A 16,822-nucleotide genomic window follows, 5' to 3' on the forward strand; every position below is an offset into this window, starting at 1 on the left:
GCGGCCCGAACTTGAATGGACAAGCGATGGGCCTGATCGTCTATTATTCCAGCCTTTCGGAAAACACCCATCGCTTTGTCGCCAAGCTCGGACTGCGCGTGGCCCGCATCCCTGTCAGCACTGGCGATGCGGCGCCGGACGTGCGGGAACCCTTCGTTCTCATTCTGCCGACCTATTGCGGCGATGACGGCAGGGGCGCCGTTCCCAAGCAGGTCATCCGCTTCCTCAACGACGCGGACAACCGGTCTCTCATCCGGGGCGTGATCGCCGCCGGCAACAGCAATTTCGGCGAGACGTTCGGTCTCGCGGGCGATGTGATCTCGCAGAAATGCCAGGTGCCGTACCTCTACAGGTTCGAGCTCCTGGGCACTGATGAGGACGTCGCCAACGTCAGGAACGGATTGGAACGATTTTGGACGTCTCAACGCTCGAACGCCCTTTGAAGGCGACGGAAACCGCACTCGACTATCACGCGCTCAACGCGATGCTGAACCTCTATGACGACGAGGGGAAGATCCAGCTCGACAAGGACCGGCTGGCGGCGAAGCAATATTTCCTCCAGCACGTCAACCAGAACACCGTCTTCTTCCATAATCTGAGAGAGAAGCTCGATTACCTGGTGACCGAAGGCTATTACGAGCAGGAGGTGCTGGACCAGTATTCCTTCAACTTCGTGCGTGATCTGTTCGATCATGCCTATGCCAAGAAATTCCGCTTCCCGACCTTTCTCGGCGCCTTCAAGTATTACACCAGCTACACGCTGAAAACCTTTGACGGAAAACGCTATCTCGAGCGCTACGAGGACCGTATCTGCATGGTGGCGCTGGCTCTTGCTCAAGGCAACGAGACGCTGGCGCGCGACATGGTCGACGAGATCATTTCCGGCCGTTTCCAGCCGGCGACGCCGACGTTTCTCAATGCCGGCAAAAAGCAGCGCGGCGAGCTTGTCTCCTGCTTCCTGATGCGCGTCGAGGACAATATGGAGAGCATCGGCCGCTCGATCAATTCGGCGCTGCAGCTCTCCAAGCGCGGCGGCGGCGTAGCGCTGTCGCTCACCAATATCCGCGAGGCCGGGGCGCCGATCAAGCATATCGAGAACCAGTCGTCCGGCATCATTCCGGTGATGAAGCTGCTCGAAGACTCGTTTTCCTATGCCAACCAGCTCGGCGCGCGCCAGGGGGCAGGCGCCGTCTATCTGAACGCCCATCATCCCGACATCATGCGCTTCCTCGACACCAAGCGCGAAAATGCCGACGAGAAGATCCGCATCAAGACCCTGTCGCTCGGCGTCGTCGTGCCGGATATCACCTTCGAACTGGCGAAGAACAACGAGGACATGTACCTGTTCTCGCCCTATGACGTGGAGCGTGTCTACGGCGTGCCGTTCACCGAAATCTCGGTGACGGAGAAATACCGCGAGATGGCGGATGATGCGCGGATCTCCAAAAAGAAGATCAAGGCGCGGGAATTCTTCCAGGTGCTGGCCGAAATCCAGTTCGAGAGCGGCTATCCCTACATCATGTTCGAAGACACGGTGAACCGGGCCAACCCGATCGCCGGCCGCATCACCATGAGCAATCTCTGCTCGGAAATCCTGCAGGTGAGCGAGGCCAGCGAATACAATGACGACCTCTCCTACAAGCACATGGGCAAGGATATTTCCTGCAATCTCGGCTCGCTGAACATTGCTGCGGCAATGGACTCGTCCGACTTCGGCAAGACCATCGAGACCTCGATCCGGGCGCTGACGGCCGTGTCCGACATGAGCCATATCTCGTCGGTTCCCTCGATCGAGAAGGGCAATGACGACAGCCATGCCATCGGGCTTGGCCAGATGAACCTGCACGGCTATCTCGCCCGCGAGCGCATCCATTACGGCTCGGAGGAAGGCGTCGATTTCACCAATATCTATTTCTACACGGTGACCTATCACGCCATCCGGGCATCGAACCGGATCGCCGTCGAACGCGGCTCCAGCTTCAAGGGCTTCGAGAACTCGAAATATGCCTCCGGCGATTATTTCGACAAGTACACGCAAGCCGAATGGGTCCCGGCGACGGAGACGGTGAGGGGACTGTTCGAGACCGCCGGCATCCACATCCCGACACAGGCGGACTGGCTGGCCCTGAAAAAGGACGTCATGGCGTCCGGGCTCTATAACCAGAACCTGCAGGCTGTGCCGCCGACGGGATCGATCTCCTACATCAACCACTCGACCTCCTCGATCCATCCGATCGTCTCGAAGATCGAGATCCGCAAGGAAGGCAAGATCGGCCGCGTCTACTATCCGGCGCCGTACCTGACCAATGACAACCTGGACTACTATCAGGACGCCTATGAGATCGGCCCGGAAAAGATCATCGACACCTATGCGGCGGCCACCCAGCATGTCGACCAGGGCCTGTCGCTGACCCTGTTCTTCCGCGACACGGCGACGACGCGCGATATCAACAAGGCGCAGATCTATGCCTGGAGGAAGGGCATCAAGACGATCTACTACATCCGTCTGCGGCAGATGGCGTTGTCGGGCACCGAGGTGCAGGGGTGTGTGTCGTGTACGTTGTAGGCTGAGGCGCCCCTCATCCGCCCTGTCGGGCACCTTCTCCCCGTTCACGGGGAGAAGGGACAGGCGGCAACCTCCGTCGTCCCCTCTCCCCGCCTGCGGGGAGAGGGCTGGGGTGAGGGGCAATTTCACGTGCGAACACAATGAAAACCAAGGACATTCCGATGAACATCGCCATCAAGCCCGCCTCCCGCGTGCGTGCCATCAACTGGAACCGCATCGAGGACGACAAGGACCTCGAAGTGTGGAACCGGCTGACCGGAAATTTCTGGCTGCCGGAAAAGGTGCCGCTCTCCAATGACATCCCGTCCTGGGCGACCTTGCGGCCGGAGGAACAGCAACTGACCATCCGCGTCTTCACCGGCCTGACACTGCTCGACACGATCCAGACCAGTATCGGTGCACCGAAATTGATGGAGGATGCGATCACGCCGCATGAGGAGGCTGTGTATTCCAACATCTCCTTCATGGAAGCGGTGCATGCACGCTCCTATTCCTCGATCTTCTCGACGCTGTGCTCGACGCCCGACGTTGACGACGCCTATCGCTGGTCGGAGGAAAACGAGCATCTGCAAAAGAAATCGGCGCTGATCCTTGAGCAATACCGCAATCCCGATCCGCTGAAGCGCAAGATCGCCAGTGTCTTCCTCGAAAGCTTCCTGTTCTATTCCGGCTTCTATCTGCCGATGTTCTGGTCGAGCCGGGCGAAGCTGACCAACACCGCCGACATGATCCGGCTGATCATCCGCGACGAGGCGGTGCACGGCTATTATATCGGCTACAAATTCCAGAAAGGGCTGGAGCGGCTGAGCGCCGAAAAGCAGCAGGAGATCAAGGACTTTGCCTACGAACTTCTCTTCGAGCTTTATGACAATGAGGCCAAATATACCGAAACGCTCTATGACGGCGTCGGCCTCACCGAGGACGTCAAGAAGTTCCTGCATTACAACGCCAACAAGGCATTGATGAACCTCGGCTATGAAGCGCTGTTTCCGCCCGAGGCCTGCAAGGTCAATCCGGCGATCCTCTCGGCGCTGTCGCCGAATGCCGACGAAAATCACGACTTCTTCTCCGGCTCCGGCTCGTCCTATGTCATCGGCAAGGCGGTCGCCACGGAAGACGACGATTGGGATTTCTGAGCGGGGGATTGTGCCTCTGCCTGTCATGGGACGCTGGATATTTCCTGAGCGGCCCCTATTTTCCCAGCCGGATCCGCTGACGCGGACCGGAAATGGAGGACGCAGATGACAGGGCAACCGGGGCTATGGGACGGGATCAGGATTGCCGATCTCGACGGAAAGGCAGTTCTGATTACCGGGGCATCGACGGGCATCGGGGCAGCGCTGGTGCGCGCCTTCGCAGCACAGGGCGCCGAGGTCGCGATCCACTACAACGAGAGCCGGCAGGCAGCGACGGATTTGCTTGCTGAGGTAGAGGGCTCCGGCGGCAAGGCGGTTCTGGTGCAGGGCGATGTTTCGGCGGATGGCGTGACCGAACGGGTGGTCGAGGAGGCTGCCAATCATTTCGGCCGGCTCGATGGATTGATCAACAATGCCGGCGGCATGCTCGGTCGCGTCTCAACAGCCGAGATGAGCGATGCGCATTACGAGCGGGTGATGGATCTCAATGCCCGTTCCGTGCTGGCAGCGACCAGGGCCGCGCATCCGTGGCTCAGGAAACAGGGCGGCTTCATCATCAACACGACATCGATTGCCGCCCGCAACGGCGGCGGCGGCGGGGCGATCCTCTACGCTGCCTCCAAGGGCTTCGTATCGACGATCACGCGCGGGCACGCCAAGGAGTTCGCCGGCGACAACATTCGCGTCAATGCGGTGGCACCGGGTGTTATCGCAACACCCTTCCATGACCGTTATACCAGTCCCGACATGCTGGACGCGCAGCGGAAAACGGTTCCCATGGGTCGCGTCGGCACGCCGGAAGAGTGCGTCGGCACCTATCTGTTCCTCGCGTCCCCGACGCTGTCCGGCTACATCACCGGCCAGATCATCGAGGTCAATGGCGGTCAGTTGATGCCGTAGACGGCAAGGGCGGTGCTACCGTCTTGACGCCGCCGCCGCGCTCGGACTAAGTGACATCCGACGGTTCCCCGATGGATGACTTCGAGGGGATTAATAGGGAACACGGTGCGGAAGACCCAACAGGGACCAAGACCGTGGCTGCCCCCGCAACTGTAAGCGGATTGCCGATCGTCCACGTGACGCTTTTCACAAAGCGTCATGTCACTGTCCGAACCTGCGGGTTCTGACGGGAAGGCAGACGACCGGCGCATATCCGCGAGCCAGGAGACCTGCCGTCGAACGCAACATCCAACTTCCCGGGCGGGGTTGCCCGGAACAGGAGCCATCATGACTGATTTCGACCGCCACCTCCGGCATCCCTTCGCCATTTCCTTCAAAACGGAACGCTCCGCCCGCCCTTGAGGCACCGGATATTCGCGCCTGCGCGCCCAAGCGTGACCGGTCACAACCGGAGCCGCTTTTGCGTGGCCGCGCGCCACCGCCGTATCCCGTTTCAACCCAGTGCCGGAGCGCTGTGCCGCCTGGCCTGAAGTCCATCCCAGAAGGTCACCATGCCCAATCACCGCCCATTCATCCGCCTTTTCCGCGTGCTGGCGCCGCTATCGGCCGCCGTGGTCGCCATCGCCGCCCTGTCCACACCGGCTGTTGCCGCATCGACGGCCTATCCATTGACGATCACCAATTGCGGCCAGACCGTCCGTTTCGACAGGCCGCCGGAAAAGATCGTCTCGATCGGCCAGGGGATGACCGAGATCCTGTTTTCGCTGGGTCTTGCCGACAAGATCGCCGGCACGGCCGTCTGGGTCGGCCCGGTGCTCCCGCAGTTCGAAGCCGACAACAGCAAGATCAAGCGGCTTGCCGACAACGATCCCAGCTTCGAATCCGTCGTCGGTGAAGAGCCGGACCTGGTGGCCGCCGAATTCGAATGGCATGTCGGCGCGCAAGGCTCGGTCGGCAAGCGCGAGCAGTTTTCCGGCCTCGGCATCGACACCTATGTTTCGCCGGCCGATTGCGTCGCCAAGGTCAACACCGACGGCGGCGACGGCGTGCGCCGCGAACTGTTCACCATGGATCTGATCTATCAGGAGATCGGCGAGCTGGCCGAAATTTTCGATATCCAGGATCGCGGCGAAAAGCTGATCGCCGGCCTGAAGCAGCGCGAGGCCGATGCCGTCGCATCGATCGGCGGCGCCAAGCTTGGCGCGCTTCCGGTCGTCTTCTGGTTTTCCAGCAAGGAAGTTGCGGGCGATGCCTTCATTGCCGGCAAGAACAGCGCTCCGGCCTATATTCTCAAGACGCTCGGCGCCAAAAATGTCGTGACCACCGAAGAGGAATGGCCGCTGGTCGGATGGGAAACCATTGCCGAGGCCAATCCGTCGGTGATCGTCATCGCCACCATGGACCGCCGGCGTTACGCGGCCGACGATCCGGCCGTGAAGATCGGCTTCCTCGAAAAGGACCCGGTCACAAGCCAGCTTGACGCGGTGAAGAACAGGCGTTTCGTCGAGATGGACGCGCAATCGATGAACCCGACGATCCGCACGATCGACGGCATCGAGATCCTTGCCAAAGGCATCAAGTCGTTCGGATTGTCGCAGTGAGCCTTGCCATGGCCCAACCGGTCGTCATCGGCCAGAGGTGGTGGGCGCGTCTGGCGCTCGTCGCCTCGGCCTTTGCCGTGCTCGGTTTCATGATCAGTCTCGCCGTTTCGATCGGCGAGATTTCCATTCCGCTTGAAACGACAGCAAAGGCTGTCTCCAACCGCCTGTTCGGCACGGCCTTCGAATTGAGCCGCATCCATCAGGGCATCGTCTGGGATTACCGTCTCAGCCGGGCGCTGCTGGCGGCCAGCGCGGGTGCTGCCCTGGCGCTGTGCGGCGCAATCCTGCAGGCGCTGCTGCGCAACCCGCTTGCCGAACCCTATGTGCTCGGCATTTCCGCCGGTGCCTCGACGGGAGCGGTCGCGGTGATGATCCTGGGCTTTGGCTATGGCGTGCTGACGCTGTCGACCGGCGCCTTCATTGGCGCCGTCGTCGCCTTCGTTCTGGTCTCGGCGCTGGCGGCCGGCGCGGGGGGAGGGGCTGACCGGATCATTCTGGCGGGCGTCGCGGGCTCGCAGCTTTTCAATGCCCTGACCTCCTACATCGTCACCACATCCGCGAATGCCGAGCAGGCGCGTGGCGTGATGTTCTGGCTGCTCGGGAGCCTTTCGGGCGTGCGCTGGCCGGATGTCTATCTGGCCGCGCCCGTGGCGTTCATCGGCTTTGCGGTGGCGATGTTCCATGCCCGTGCGCTCGATGCCTTCACCTTCGGGATCGATGCCGCCGCGGCCCTCGGGATCGCGGTCAATCGGGTCCGCATCATCCTACTTGGCGCCACAGCACTGATGACGGCGGCGATGGTCAGCATTGTCGGTTCGATCGGCTTCGTCGGACTGGTCATTCCGCACGCGGCACGGTTTCTGGTCGGCCCCGCGCACGGCCGTTTGCTGCCGGCCACGGCCCTGATCGGGGCCATCTTCATGGTCGCCGCCGATATCGTCTCGCGCATCATCATCCCGCAGCAGATCCTGCCGATCGGCGTGGTCACGGCCTTGTTCGGAGCGCCCGCCTTTGCGCTCATTCTCTACAAGGCAAGGAGGCCGGTGTGAGCATTTCCGTTCGTGACGTGCATTGGTCGGCCGGTGGCCTGATGATCGTCGATGGCATCAGCATCGATGTCACGCCCGGCAGGACGCTGGGCCTGCTCGGGCCCAACGGCTCGGGAAAATCCAGCCTGCTGCGGCTCATTTGCCGTCTGCGAAACGTGAAAAGCGGCGTCATCGCCCTTGGAAATACCGATATTGCCGCAATGGCGCGTCTCGATATCGCCCGCCGCGTCGCCTTCGTCGAGCAGCAGGCAACGACCGAGGCGCAGGTGACCGTGCTGGATGTCGTCCGGCTGGGCCGCACGCCGCATCGCGGCCCGCTATCGCCGTGGAGCGCTGCAGACGACATGGCGGTCAATGCTGCCCTACGCCATGTCGGCATGCCGGAACGCGCCGGCCAGCTGTGGCACACGCTGTCGGGCGGCGAACGCCAGCGCGTGCACATCGCCCGCGCGCTGGCGCAGACCCCCAGCGAGCTGCTGCTGGATGAGCCGACCAACCATCTCGATATCCAGCATCAGCTGGAAATCCTGGGCCTCGTCACACGCCTGCCGGTCACCAGCATCATCGCGCTGCACGATCTCAATCTCGCGGCGATGTTCTGCGACAATCTGGCGGTTCTGCACAAGGGCAAGGTCGTGGCCGCCGGAACGCCGGAAGAGGTGCTGACCGAAGACCTGATCGCCGACGTCTTCGGCGTCCGGGCCTATATCGAACGCTCGGCCCATCACGGGCGCCAGCATGTTCAATACCGGCTCGATTGAGCCGTTGTCGGGTCCGACAGATTGGTTCCAAAGAGTGCGGTTTCGGCTTTGTAGCTGGGTGAGTGAGTGAACGAGATGTTCTGTCCAGCAGCGGTTATGCCCTACGGAAGGACGGAAAGTGTGTTGCGCATCTCAAAATACCGGGTTTGTTGCTTTCCGTAAGGCGCCGATCTGCAACACGACCTCATCATGTTGCAGATCGAAGTTAGGTCGCTGTTGCTTTATTGAAGCGGTGCGAACGAACGGTTCATCGCCACGCGGTCCTCGTGGGTCGCGTCCGGCCCTAGCGTTGCCATCTTGCTCTTGAACACGGGCCACCTTGTGTGTGCTTCCCCCTCGACTGCGGCGTCGAGTGCCTTGCGCATGGTGGGGGCGTCGAAGTCGCAGCAATAACCCGGCGTCAAAGGCTGCTGCCGCCAGGATTCGGCAAGCGGTCCGCCATCGACCGGGTCGAACCCGACCTCGTTTACGATTGCCATGGCGATCTTCTTCGCGTCGTCGTCGTCCCCTGCGACCGCCACGGCCAGACGGCCGGGTGTTCCCTCGGGCTGGCCCAGTTCGGCCAGGGAATAGGCGAGGATGTTGTTGAAGGCCTTGATGATGGGGCGACCAATCTGTCTGGAGACCCAGACGCTCTCGACCTCGCCCGCATCGAGGTCGGCGATCTGCGGATCGCGCAGGCCCGGATAGTAGTTGCTGGTATCGATGACCGGGACGTTGGCGGGCAGGTCCTTGAAGAGGTCCTTCGGCAGGTTTTCGATGGCGAGAAGCGGAATGGAAAGGATGACCGCGTCCGCGCCGGAGATCGCGCCCTTCGTGTCCGTCGCCGTGGCTCCGATCTCGTCGGCGAACAGTCTGACAGCGTCGGCTCCCTTCGAGTTCGCCACGCTGACCTCGTGTCCTGCCGATGCGAGCTTGCGTGCGAGAGTGCCGCCAATGTAGCCAATTCCGATGATACCGATTTTCATGCTGATGCTCCTGTTGTGCTGCCTACCAAGATAATGGATACTGTGACGACAACAAGAACAGACAGATAAGTGGGTTACCCACCAAAAGGTAAGTATGGCCCAGGAACGGGAGTGGAGGTGCGGAGACCCGCAACAGCAGCGCAAGTGGGCGGAAGCGACCACGGACGCGCTACGCGTCCTCGAAGGCAAATGGAAGATCGTCATCATCTGCCAACTGTTCGGAGCCAAGGAAGCGCTTCGCTTCTCCGAACTTGAACGGCGGTGTGAAGGGGTGAATCAGAAGATGCTCATCCAGCAACTGAAGGAGCTTGAGAAGGATGGGATCGTGACCCGTACCGTCTATCCCCAGGTGCCGCCGAAGGTGGAGTACGCGCTGACCGAGATGGGCAAGGCACTCGGGCCGTCGATGGCCGAGCTCATCGACTGGGCCTTCATGCGCAGGGAGCGGATGGCGGACGAACTCACACCATGAGCCGTCGCTAATTCTCGTCGAACCGAAGAGCCGTATTGCGCTGCAGGCTCGCTGGAGCCGCCTCGATTATCTCGTTGATAAGATCGACGTCGCCGACGAAAACGACGGTCTCTGTGCCGGGAGTATCGTGGTGTAGAGCATGTTGAATGCCGACCCTTGCGCCTTGTGAACCCGCGCTCCTGAAACCCGCGCAACTGTCCCAACGCCGATCTAAAAAGCAACACCAGCGAAACCACGTTTATGTTCCATAAGATAGATTATCTGATCTGGAACTGTAGAGGCTATTTAGTAATGCGACAGTTGGGCCAGTTAGAGTTTCACTCTCCCCGCGTTTGATAACGCGGAGACGAGCAGATGGGACTGATTGCGATGAGCGAGCGCGATCTGTAGCGGAGTGAGATTTTGTCGAAGGTCATTGAGCTGTCGGGCATCGGCGACGTCATCTCGTTCCCATGCCGCCTGCGGATGCAGGGCTTTCAAGTGCGACCCGTTGGATGTAGTTGCGGACCGGAGCGCTGGCGCTGTCGGCCCGCCACAGGAGCTTCATCTCCATGAGAGGCATCGGGTCGCTGACTTCGAGATAGACGACCCCCCTGAAATTCAAGGATTGCATGGGGGATGGAACGAACGCCACGCCGAGACCCGACGAGACATAGGTCATCAGGCTCATGATGTGGCTGGTCCTGTAAACATGCCGAGGCGACAATTCCGGGAAAGATGTCATCACGCCGGCAATGTTCGAGCGGCCGTCGGGTTCGGCATAGACCGCAAGACTTTCCCCCGAAGCCTCCAAGACCTTGGCGGTCTTCTGGCCCGCCAGCCGATGGTTGTCCGCGACGGCCAACAGCCACGGCCACGCCCCCACTTTACTGGACATCACGCCCTTGGGTTCCTTGCCTGTAATCGCGGCATATCCGACATCGATCTCCTTGCTGAGAAGAGCGTCGGACACCTCGCTGCTGGGCATTTCCCTGAGCGTCACGTTGACGCCGGGCCATTCCGACCGGAAGCGCCTGACGGTGTCAGAAACCAGGCCGACAATAGCGGCGTTTGCCCCGTATCCCAGCCTGAGCGTCCCGGTCGTCCCGCGTGCGAAGTCCCTGACGGTGTCGATCGCCGACCCGACCTGGGCCAGCGCCGCGTAGCTCTCACGCAGGAACTCCCGTCCCGCCTCGGTCAGCTCGACACGCCGTTTCGTGCGCTCGAGCAGTTCGATGCCGAACATCCTTTCCAGCGACTTGATCTGAGCGGTGAGCGCGGGCTGCACGATATTCAATCGCTGAGCGGCCCGCCCGAAATGGAGTTCCTCAGCGACCGCGATGAAGTACCGGAAGTGCCGGAGTTCGATGCCGGGGATGCGCTGACTTGCTGTTTCCAACTGTAATCACTCCAGATGATTAATGGTGATCGAGAAGCTATTGGAAATGATATCCCGAAATGTGCTTAGTGTCTTTGTAAAAAGGATAGAACCATGCTCCAGCAGACTCCGCCGAAAGGGCCAGCGCTTGTCGGTGTCCAGCCCCACGAGGTTGCCGCCCCGAAACCCGCGCGCGATTTTACGAAACTTCTCATCCCGCTGTCCGTCGTTGCGGCAGTCTGCGTCCTTGTCGGCGTGAGCTCCCAGCGCTGGGACAGATGGACGGCCGGAGCCGACACCCAGACGACGGACAACGCCTATATCCGCGCCGAACTCAGCCGCCTGAGCGCGCGCGTGGCCGGGAACGTCAGCGCCATCAACGTCGGCGATTTCGACCACGTTAAGGCCGGAGACGTGCTGGTCGAGATCGATGCATCGGATTACCTGGCCAAACAGGCCCAGGCAAAAGCCGCCCTCGATTCCGCCCTCGCCCAGCTCGGCAACCTCGACAACCAGAAGACCCTGCAGAAGGCAGCCATCCGCCAGGCGGAAGCTCAATCGGCCGTGGCGAAAGCCAATGCTGCATTGGCCGCGACAGAGGCCGAACGTCAGGTCACCTTGATGTCCAGCGGCGCCGGCACGCAGCAAAAGACCGAGCAGGCGCAGGCTGCGGTGCAATCCACGGCAGCCACGGCTCTGGCCGCCGAGGCGGCCGTGGCGTCCGCCAAGGCCCAGCTCGAATATGTCGAAGGCCAGAGCGACCAGCTTTCGGCAAATGTCGATGCGGCCAGAGCCGCGTTGAAGGCTGCCGACCTTTCCGTTTCCTATACCAAGATCACTGCGCCGTTCGACGGCGTGGTCAGCGAAAGGCAGGTCCATGTCGGAGACTATGTGACGGTCGGAACGAACTCCATCTCGATTGTCCCCCTGCCCAACGTCTACATGATCGCCAACTTCAAGGAGACCCAGCTTGCCCGCATGAAGGAAGGTCAGTTCGCAGACGTCACGGTGGATGCGCTCCCCGGCGAAGCCTTCAAGGGGCATATCAGCCGCCTTTCACCCGCGTCTGGGTCGCAGTTTGCCCTGCTCCCCGCCGACAACGCCACGGGCAATTTCACCAAGGTCGTCCAGCGCGTTCCCGTCAGGATCGACTTCGAGGCCTCGCCGTCGCTTGAGCGCCTGCGTTCGGGCATGTCGGCGGTCGTCTCGGTTTCGGTCGCGTCGGAAGGACGCTGAGCCGATGGCCGAAATTCTGAGACTGGCAATCCCGTTCCGCAGCACGGGACGGGAAACCCATCATCCGATCCTTGCCGTCTGCGCCGTGCTGCTCGGGCCGTTCATGGTCGGCTTCCATAGCCGGCTGTTCGGGATCGGTCTCGTCGACCTGCGCGGCGCATTCGGTCTCGGCGTCGACGAGGGAGCATGGCTGAGCACGCTGGCGACCGCCCCGCAGATCGTCTTTGCTCCGGCCGTGGCCTGGCTGGCGGCCGCATTCGGCATCCGGCGCGTCATGGTCGTGCCAGCCCTGATCTACGCCGTCGTCTCCCTGCTGATTCCGTTCACCCGCGACTTCACGGCCCTCGCCGTCCTCCATGTTCTCCATGGAACGCTCCTCGGGGTCTTCGTTCCTGCGACGCTGATGATCATCTTCCGTAATCTGCCCATGAAGTGGTGGGTGACGGCAATCGCGATCTACGCCTTCCGCGGAGCGTTCACCGTCAATTCGGGAACGGCGCTGCTGGACTTCTACGTGCAGCACTTCGGCTGGCAGTATCTCTATTGGCAGGATGTCGTGCTGGCACCTCTGCTGGCCTTCCTCGCCTACAATGGCGCACCGCGCGAGAGCGTGAACATGGACCTCGTCCAGCGCGCGGACTGGGGCGGCATGCTCCTTCTCGGCACAGGGCTCGCCTTTCTTTTCGTCGCGGTCGACCAGGGAAACCGGCTGGACTGGTTCGAAAACGGTGTTGTCGTTTCCGCACTCCTCGGCGGCCTCGTGCTGATCGCAGCGTTTTTCGTCAACGAGATGCTGGTCGAGCATCCCTGGGCCAGTCTCGGGGCGATCGGCGCACGAAACGTCGTCCTCCTGCTGTCGATCGCCATGCTCTACCTGATGAGCAGCATGTCGAACTCGGCGCTGGTGCCGAACTTTCTCACCACGGTCGCCGGGCTGCGTCCCGAGCAGATCGGTGCCACTCTGGTGGCCTGGGTTTGCGTTCCGTTGATCCTGATGACGCCCATAGCCGTCTGGGCGATGCACCGGACAGACGGACGATATCTGCTGTTCACCGGCCTCTGCTGTTTTGCGGGGGCGGCACTCATCGGCACTGGATTGTCGCCTGACTGGAACGGCGACAGCTTCCGGACGATGTGTGTCCTTCAGGGGGCTGGCCACATCCTGACCTTCCTGCCGATCATCATCCTGACGGTGGCCAACGGCGATCCCAAGAAGGCCATCGCCGTCGCGGCCTACATCCAGGTGATCAGGCTCCTCGGCACCCAGACGGCGCAGGCGTTGATGACCACCTATATCCGCAAGGGTGAGCAGTTCCACTCCTATTTGACCGGCCTCAACCTCGAGCGTGGCTCCGAAGCATCGGTGGCGACACTTTCGGCCCTCGCCCACAAGATGGCAGGTGCAGGCCAGGCGGTATCCCAGAGCCGGGCGACGGCCCTGCTCGCGCAGCAGGTCCAGAAGCAGGCCAACGTGCTGTCGTTCATCGATGCCTTCTGGCTGACCTTCTTCTGCGCCCTCGGCGGTCTCGTCATCCTCGCCTTTGTCACCAAGGCGCCCAAAGGCCCCCTCTCCCCCGCCTGAAATCGCCATTGCGGGTAGCATGATGAGATTGCGGGGCATAATGGTTCGTGCTACGAACCATTATGCCCGCGAGGATCGGCATGAGGATCGACATGGAGCTGACGTCAGCAATCGTAAGGACGGCATTTCTTGTCGTTGACCTTCATGCCTCAGCAGCACGGCGGCATGGAATGTCCGCGCAGCAGGCGCAGTTGCTGTGCGTCGTCGGCAGTTGCTTGCCCACAATGGGCGAAGCCGGTTCGCTCATGCGGATTGAGAAATCCAGCCTCAGCGGGCTGGTTCAACGTGCCGAGCTTGCCGGCCTCGTGGAGCGGGAACGGGACGGCGGGGACGGCCGCACCCAGCGGCTGAAACTGACGGCACACGGAAACGTGTGCGCCAAAGCGTTCAAGGCGGCGGTCGTCCACGACCTCTGTCAAATCCTCGAGACCCTTTCCGAAGACGACAAGACCTCGCTTTCAACCATTCTCCCGCAAATCGTCGCCGCACGTGACACCCGCCAGTGGGCTGCCGCCCCACTCCCAGATGCCGGGCATGATGAAGCCGCGCTCGATCGAGCGGGCTGAAACGGAATTCCACCTCCCTTAGAAACCAACCCTTGGAGTAGCCTATGACAAAGCTTAAAATCGCGGTGATCATCAGCAGCACGCGGGATACGAGGTTCGGCCCCATCCCGGCCCGGTGGATCGCCGATCTTGCAGGCAAGCGCGATGACATGGAGATCGAGGTTGTCGATCTGAAGTCCTTCGAACTGCCGTTCTTCAACGAAGCATCGTCAAATGCCTGGGGCCCGAGCAAGGATCCTGCGGCGGTGGCCTGGCAGAACAAGATCGGCGAATTCGATGGCTACATTATCGTCACGGCCGAGTACAACCGCGCCCTGACGGGAGCGATGAAGAATGCATTCGACCAGGCCTATGTGGAATGGAACAACAAGCCGATCGCCTTCCTCGGCTACGGCGGATTGGGTGCTGCCCGGGCTGTCGACAATGGCCGTACCGTGGCGATCGAGCTGCAGATGGTGCCGATCCGCAACGGTGTTCATATCGGTGGCGGCGAGTATGTGAAGGTGGCCCACAAGCGTCAGCCGATCAGCGACATCGAGGAAGCCATCCTGCCGAGCGCCAAGGCCATGCTGGATCAGCTCGCATGGTGGGGCTGGACGACCAAAGCCGGACGCGAGGGCCGCATTCCCGAACTGGCGGCGCCATCGAAAGGCTGATCTCCGTTTTCGGGGTCAGCGGTGATCGCGGTACAGCCTCGGTCACCGCTGACCCAGCCTCGCGACGAGGAACGATACCGTCGCCTCATGCTTTTCCGCTGATCGAAAGACAACGGCGGCCTTGAGTAGATACCCGCATCGTTTCATTTCTGAAACATAAGCACCTTATTTTTCCTGCCTTGAGGTCCTGTGTGCCAGATATACATTAATCAGTGAAACAACGGGGTTAAATCCATGACCGATCATTCGATTAAGACGATCCCTTCCGATCAGCCGCTCCCTGCGGACGACCTGACCCGCACGCTGACGGTTGCCCTGCCGGACGATCCGTCGGTCCCCCACATCTCCCAGGCCGGAAACGTCTATACGATCCTGATCTCGGGAGAACAGACCGAAGGACGCTACTGCCTGATCGACATGCTGGTACCCGACGGCGGCGGGCCACCGCCGCACCGGCATGATTTCGAGGAGATGTTCACGCTGCTTGAGGGCGAACTGGAATTCACCTTCCGCGGTGAGACGCAGACCATCCGCGCGCCTGCGTCAGTAAACATTCCCGCCAATGCGCCGCATCGGTTCGCCAATCGGTCGGGACAAATGGCGCATATGCTGTGCATGTGTACGCCGGCCGGACAGGAAGAATTCTTTCTTTCGGTGGCGGACAGGATCCCCGACCGTTACTCTCCAGCGCCGAAACCCGACGCCATGAAGCAGGCGGAGAAAAAGGAGCTCATGAAAACTCTGGCTCCCAAGTACCGAACCGAGTTCCTTCCGCCAAACTGACACGGGCCGGGCCTAAGACCGGGTCCCCCACCCTCCCCCATCAGCATCCGAACCTGGCACGGCCACACGGCCGTGGGGTTCTCCATGCGCGAAAAATTGAAAGAGCGACTGCCATGACAACTGCAATCAGGCCCATTGACGGGTTCGGCTCTGTGACAGGTGTGCCCAGGCTCCCGAAGGGTTTCCTGGACGTCTTCACCAGCCACAAGGTACAGGCGAACGGGATCGCCCTGCACGCGGTCATCGGTGGCGAAGGGCCGCCATTGCTGCTGCTCGGCGGCTGGCCCCAGAACTGGTTCGCCTGGCGGTATCTGATGCTTCCGCTCAGCCGAGATTTCACCGTGATCGCCGTCGATCCCCGTGGTGTCGGCCTGTCCGAAAAGCCGTCCGAAGGCTACGATCCCGATACCCTGTCAGCCGATATGTTCGCGCTGATGGATTCGCTTGGTCATGAGACGTTTTCGATGGTCGGCCACGATGTCGGCCTGTGGATCGGCTACGTCATGGCGGCCGACCGCCCGGATCGTATCGAACGCATTGCCCTTGGCGAAGCCATCGTTCCCGGCTTGTCGCCGTCACCTCCGCTGCTCAGCGACGATCGTGGGACAAGCGATTTTCTCTGGCACTTCAATTTCAATCGTGCACTCGGCGTCAACGAGCGCCTGGTCGAAGGCCGCGAGGACATCTATTTCGGATATCAGTTCGACACGAAGTCCGGATCCGCCGCTGCGTACCCTGCCTATGGCAAGGAATTCTATATCGAAACCCTGCGCCGCGTTCCCGGCGCGCTGAAAGCCAGCTTCGACTACTACAGGGCAATCGATGACTCGATCCCGCAATACCGCCGCCGCAAGGAGAAAAAGATCGAGATTCCGGTTCTCGCATTCTCAGGCGCTCTGGCCTGCGGAACCATGGTCGAAAACGAATTGCGCTCCGTCGCGAACCACGTGGAATCCGTGATCATTCCCGATTGCGGGCATTACCCCGCGGAAGAGCAGCCGGCGGCGCTGCTCGAGGCATTGCAGCGTTTCCTTCTGCCGTAACCTGGATCAACCGTGGCAGGCCTCTGAAGACCTGCGGCCCATGATTACGTTACCCGAGCCGCCGTTTCGCACGTAATGGTGGCGGATCTCGTTCACCCGCCTCCACGCCTGTCCGGGAAGAATGATCTTCCCGGACAGGCTCGACG

16 protein-coding genes and 1 riboswitch are annotated in these 16,822 nt (G+C 61.3%); of the genes, 14 read left to right on the top strand and 2 right to left on the bottom strand.

The window, feature by feature from the left end; all coding sequences use genetic code 11:
* Nucleotides 1–26 precede the first annotated feature (26 nt).
* The 7 genes from nrdI to ADU59_RS28605 all read left to right on the top strand — a co-directional run bounded on the left by nrdI (nt 27) and on the right by ADU59_RS28605 (nt 8,013).
* Nucleotides 27–443, top strand: a complete 417-nt coding sequence (gene nrdI, locus ADU59_RS28575; protein WP_068959111.1) for a class Ib ribonucleoside-diphosphate reductase assembly flavoprotein NrdI — start codon at nt 27–29, stop codon at nt 441–443.
* Entirely contained in the window at nt 413–2,566 is a 2,154-nt protein-coding gene (gene nrdE / locus ADU59_RS28580) for a class 1b ribonucleoside-diphosphate reductase subunit alpha (RefSeq protein WP_068959113.1), read from the top strand. Before nrdI ends, nrdE begins: the two co-directional genes overlap by 31 nt.
* A gap of 161 nt (nt 2,567–2,727) precedes the next feature.
* The gene (gene nrdF / locus ADU59_RS28585; RefSeq protein ID WP_068959160.1) at nt 2,728–3,702 is read left to right on the top strand and encodes a class 1b ribonucleoside-diphosphate reductase subunit beta; all 975 of its coding nucleotides are present in this window, start codon (nt 2,728–2,730) and stop codon (nt 3,700–3,702) included.
* Between the two features lie 105 nt (nt 3,703–3,807).
* Nucleotides 3,808–4,602: an SDR family NAD(P)-dependent oxidoreductase gene (locus tag ADU59_RS28590; RefSeq protein WP_068959115.1), complete on the top strand. Its 795-nt coding sequence runs from the start codon at nt 3,808–3,810 to the stop codon at nt 4,600–4,602.
* Between the two features lie 44 nt (nt 4,603–4,646).
* Nucleotides 4,647–4,893: riboswitch (cobalamin riboswitch) on the top strand.
* Between the two features lie 260 nt (nt 4,894–5,153).
* A complete protein-coding gene (locus tag ADU59_RS28595; RefSeq protein WP_068959117.1) occupies nt 5,154–6,203 on the top strand; it encodes an ABC transporter substrate-binding protein in 1,050 nt (349 codons plus the stop codon).
* A gap of 8 nt (nt 6,204–6,211) precedes the next feature.
* Complete coding sequence (locus ADU59_RS28600; RefSeq protein ID WP_068959119.1) at nt 6,212–7,252, top strand: FecCD family ABC transporter permease; 1,041 nt, start codon at nt 6,212–6,214, stop codon at nt 7,250–7,252.
* Nucleotides 7,249–8,013, top strand: a complete 765-nt coding sequence (locus ADU59_RS28605) for an ABC transporter ATP-binding protein (protein ID WP_068959121.1) — start codon at nt 7,249–7,251, stop codon at nt 8,011–8,013. Before ADU59_RS28600 ends, ADU59_RS28605 begins: the two co-directional genes overlap by 4 nt.
* A 221-nt stretch (nt 8,014–8,234) precedes the next feature.
* Here ADU59_RS28605 and ADU59_RS28610 read toward each other — a convergent pair whose 3' ends face one another.
* Nucleotides 8,235–8,981: an NADPH-dependent F420 reductase gene (locus ADU59_RS28610; RefSeq protein WP_068959123.1), complete on the bottom strand. Its 747-nt coding sequence runs from the start codon at nt 8,979–8,981 to the stop codon at nt 8,235–8,237.
* A 94-nt stretch (nt 8,982–9,075) separates the two neighbouring features.
* Here ADU59_RS28610 and ADU59_RS28615 point away from each other — a divergent pair, with 94 nt between their 5' ends.
* A complete protein-coding gene (locus ADU59_RS28615) occupies nt 9,076–9,453 on the top strand; it encodes a winged helix-turn-helix transcriptional regulator (protein ID WP_068959125.1) in 378 nt (125 codons plus the stop codon).
* A gap of 439 nt (nt 9,454–9,892) precedes the next feature.
* Here ADU59_RS28615 and ADU59_RS28620 read toward each other — a convergent pair whose 3' ends face one another.
* On the bottom strand, nt 9,893–10,831 hold the full coding sequence (locus ADU59_RS28620) for a LysR family transcriptional regulator (protein WP_083198469.1): 939 nt from the start codon (nt 10,829–10,831) through the stop codon (nt 9,893–9,895).
* A gap of 93 nt (nt 10,832–10,924) precedes the next feature.
* Between ADU59_RS28620 and ADU59_RS28625 the strand changes: the two genes are divergently transcribed.
* From ADU59_RS28625 to ADU59_RS28650, 6 genes are all read left to right on the top strand, one after another.
* Entirely contained in the window at nt 10,925–12,046 is a 1,122-nt protein-coding gene (locus ADU59_RS28625; protein ID WP_068959127.1) for an HlyD family secretion protein, read from the top strand.
* 4 nt (nt 12,047–12,050) lie between these two features.
* A complete protein-coding gene (locus tag ADU59_RS28630; RefSeq protein WP_068959129.1) occupies nt 12,051–13,628 on the top strand; it encodes an MFS transporter in 1,578 nt (525 codons plus the stop codon).
* Between the two features lie 170 nt (nt 13,629–13,798).
* Entirely contained in the window at nt 13,799–14,194 is a 396-nt protein-coding gene (locus ADU59_RS28635) for a MarR family winged helix-turn-helix transcriptional regulator (protein ID WP_158515780.1), read from the top strand.
* 44 nt (nt 14,195–14,238) lie between these two features.
* Nucleotides 14,239–14,850: an NADPH-dependent FMN reductase gene (locus ADU59_RS28640; RefSeq protein ID WP_068959132.1), complete on the top strand. Its 612-nt coding sequence runs from the start codon at nt 14,239–14,241 to the stop codon at nt 14,848–14,850.
* 234 nt (nt 14,851–15,084) lie between these two features.
* Entirely contained in the window at nt 15,085–15,633 is a 549-nt protein-coding gene (locus ADU59_RS28645) for a cupin domain-containing protein (RefSeq protein ID WP_068959134.1), read from the top strand.
* A 113-nt stretch (nt 15,634–15,746) separates the two neighbouring features.
* A complete protein-coding gene (locus ADU59_RS28650) occupies nt 15,747–16,676 on the top strand; it encodes an alpha/beta fold hydrolase (RefSeq protein WP_068959136.1) in 930 nt (309 codons plus the stop codon).
* Nucleotides 16,677–16,822: the final 146 nt, after the last annotated feature.

The organism is Pararhizobium polonicum, from assembly GCF_001687365.1.
Lineage (GTDB): Bacteria > Pseudomonadota > Alphaproteobacteria > Rhizobiales > Rhizobiaceae > Pararhizobium > Pararhizobium polonicum.

What these genes read in the sequence shown, in the direction of transcription:
- ADU59_RS28625 (WP_068959127.1), top strand. Translation starts at nt 10,925, where the DNA reads ATGCTCCAGCAGACTCCGCCGAAAGGGCCAGCGCTTGTCGGTGTCCAG.
- ADU59_RS28590 (WP_068959115.1), top strand. Translation starts at nt 3,808, where the DNA reads ATGACAGGGCAACCGGGGCTATGGGACGGGATCAGGATTGCCGATCTC.
- nrdI (WP_068959111.1), top strand. Translation starts at nt 27, where the DNA reads ATGGGCCTGATCGTCTATTATTCCAGCCTTTCGGAAAACACCCATCGC.
- ADU59_RS28595 (WP_068959117.1), top strand. Translation starts at nt 5,154, where the DNA reads ATGCCCAATCACCGCCCATTCATCCGCCTTTTCCGCGTGCTGGCGCCG.
- ADU59_RS28640 (WP_068959132.1), top strand. Translation starts at nt 14,239, where the DNA reads ATGACAAAGCTTAAAATCGCGGTGATCATCAGCAGCACGCGGGATACG.
- ADU59_RS28600 (WP_068959119.1), top strand. Translation starts at nt 6,212, where the DNA reads ATGGCCCAACCGGTCGTCATCGGCCAGAGGTGGTGGGCGCGTCTGGCG.
- ADU59_RS28610 (WP_068959123.1), bottom strand. Translation starts at nt 8,981, where the DNA reads ATGAAAATCGGTATCATCGGAATTGGCTACATTGGCGGCACTCTCGCA.
- nrdF (WP_068959160.1), top strand. Translation starts at nt 2,728, where the DNA reads ATGAACATCGCCATCAAGCCCGCCTCCCGCGTGCGTGCCATCAACTGG.
- ADU59_RS28615 (WP_068959125.1), top strand. Translation starts at nt 9,076, where the DNA reads ATGGCCCAGGAACGGGAGTGGAGGTGCGGAGACCCGCAACAGCAGCGC.
- ADU59_RS28650 (WP_068959136.1), top strand. Translation starts at nt 15,747, where the DNA reads ATGACAACTGCAATCAGGCCCATTGACGGGTTCGGCTCTGTGACAGGT.
- ADU59_RS28635 (WP_158515780.1), top strand. Translation starts at nt 13,799, where the DNA reads ATGTCCGCGCAGCAGGCGCAGTTGCTGTGCGTCGTCGGCAGTTGCTTG.
- ADU59_RS28645 (WP_068959134.1), top strand. Translation starts at nt 15,085, where the DNA reads ATGACCGATCATTCGATTAAGACGATCCCTTCCGATCAGCCGCTCCCT.
- ADU59_RS28630 (WP_068959129.1), top strand. Translation starts at nt 12,051, where the DNA reads ATGGCCGAAATTCTGAGACTGGCAATCCCGTTCCGCAGCACGGGACGG.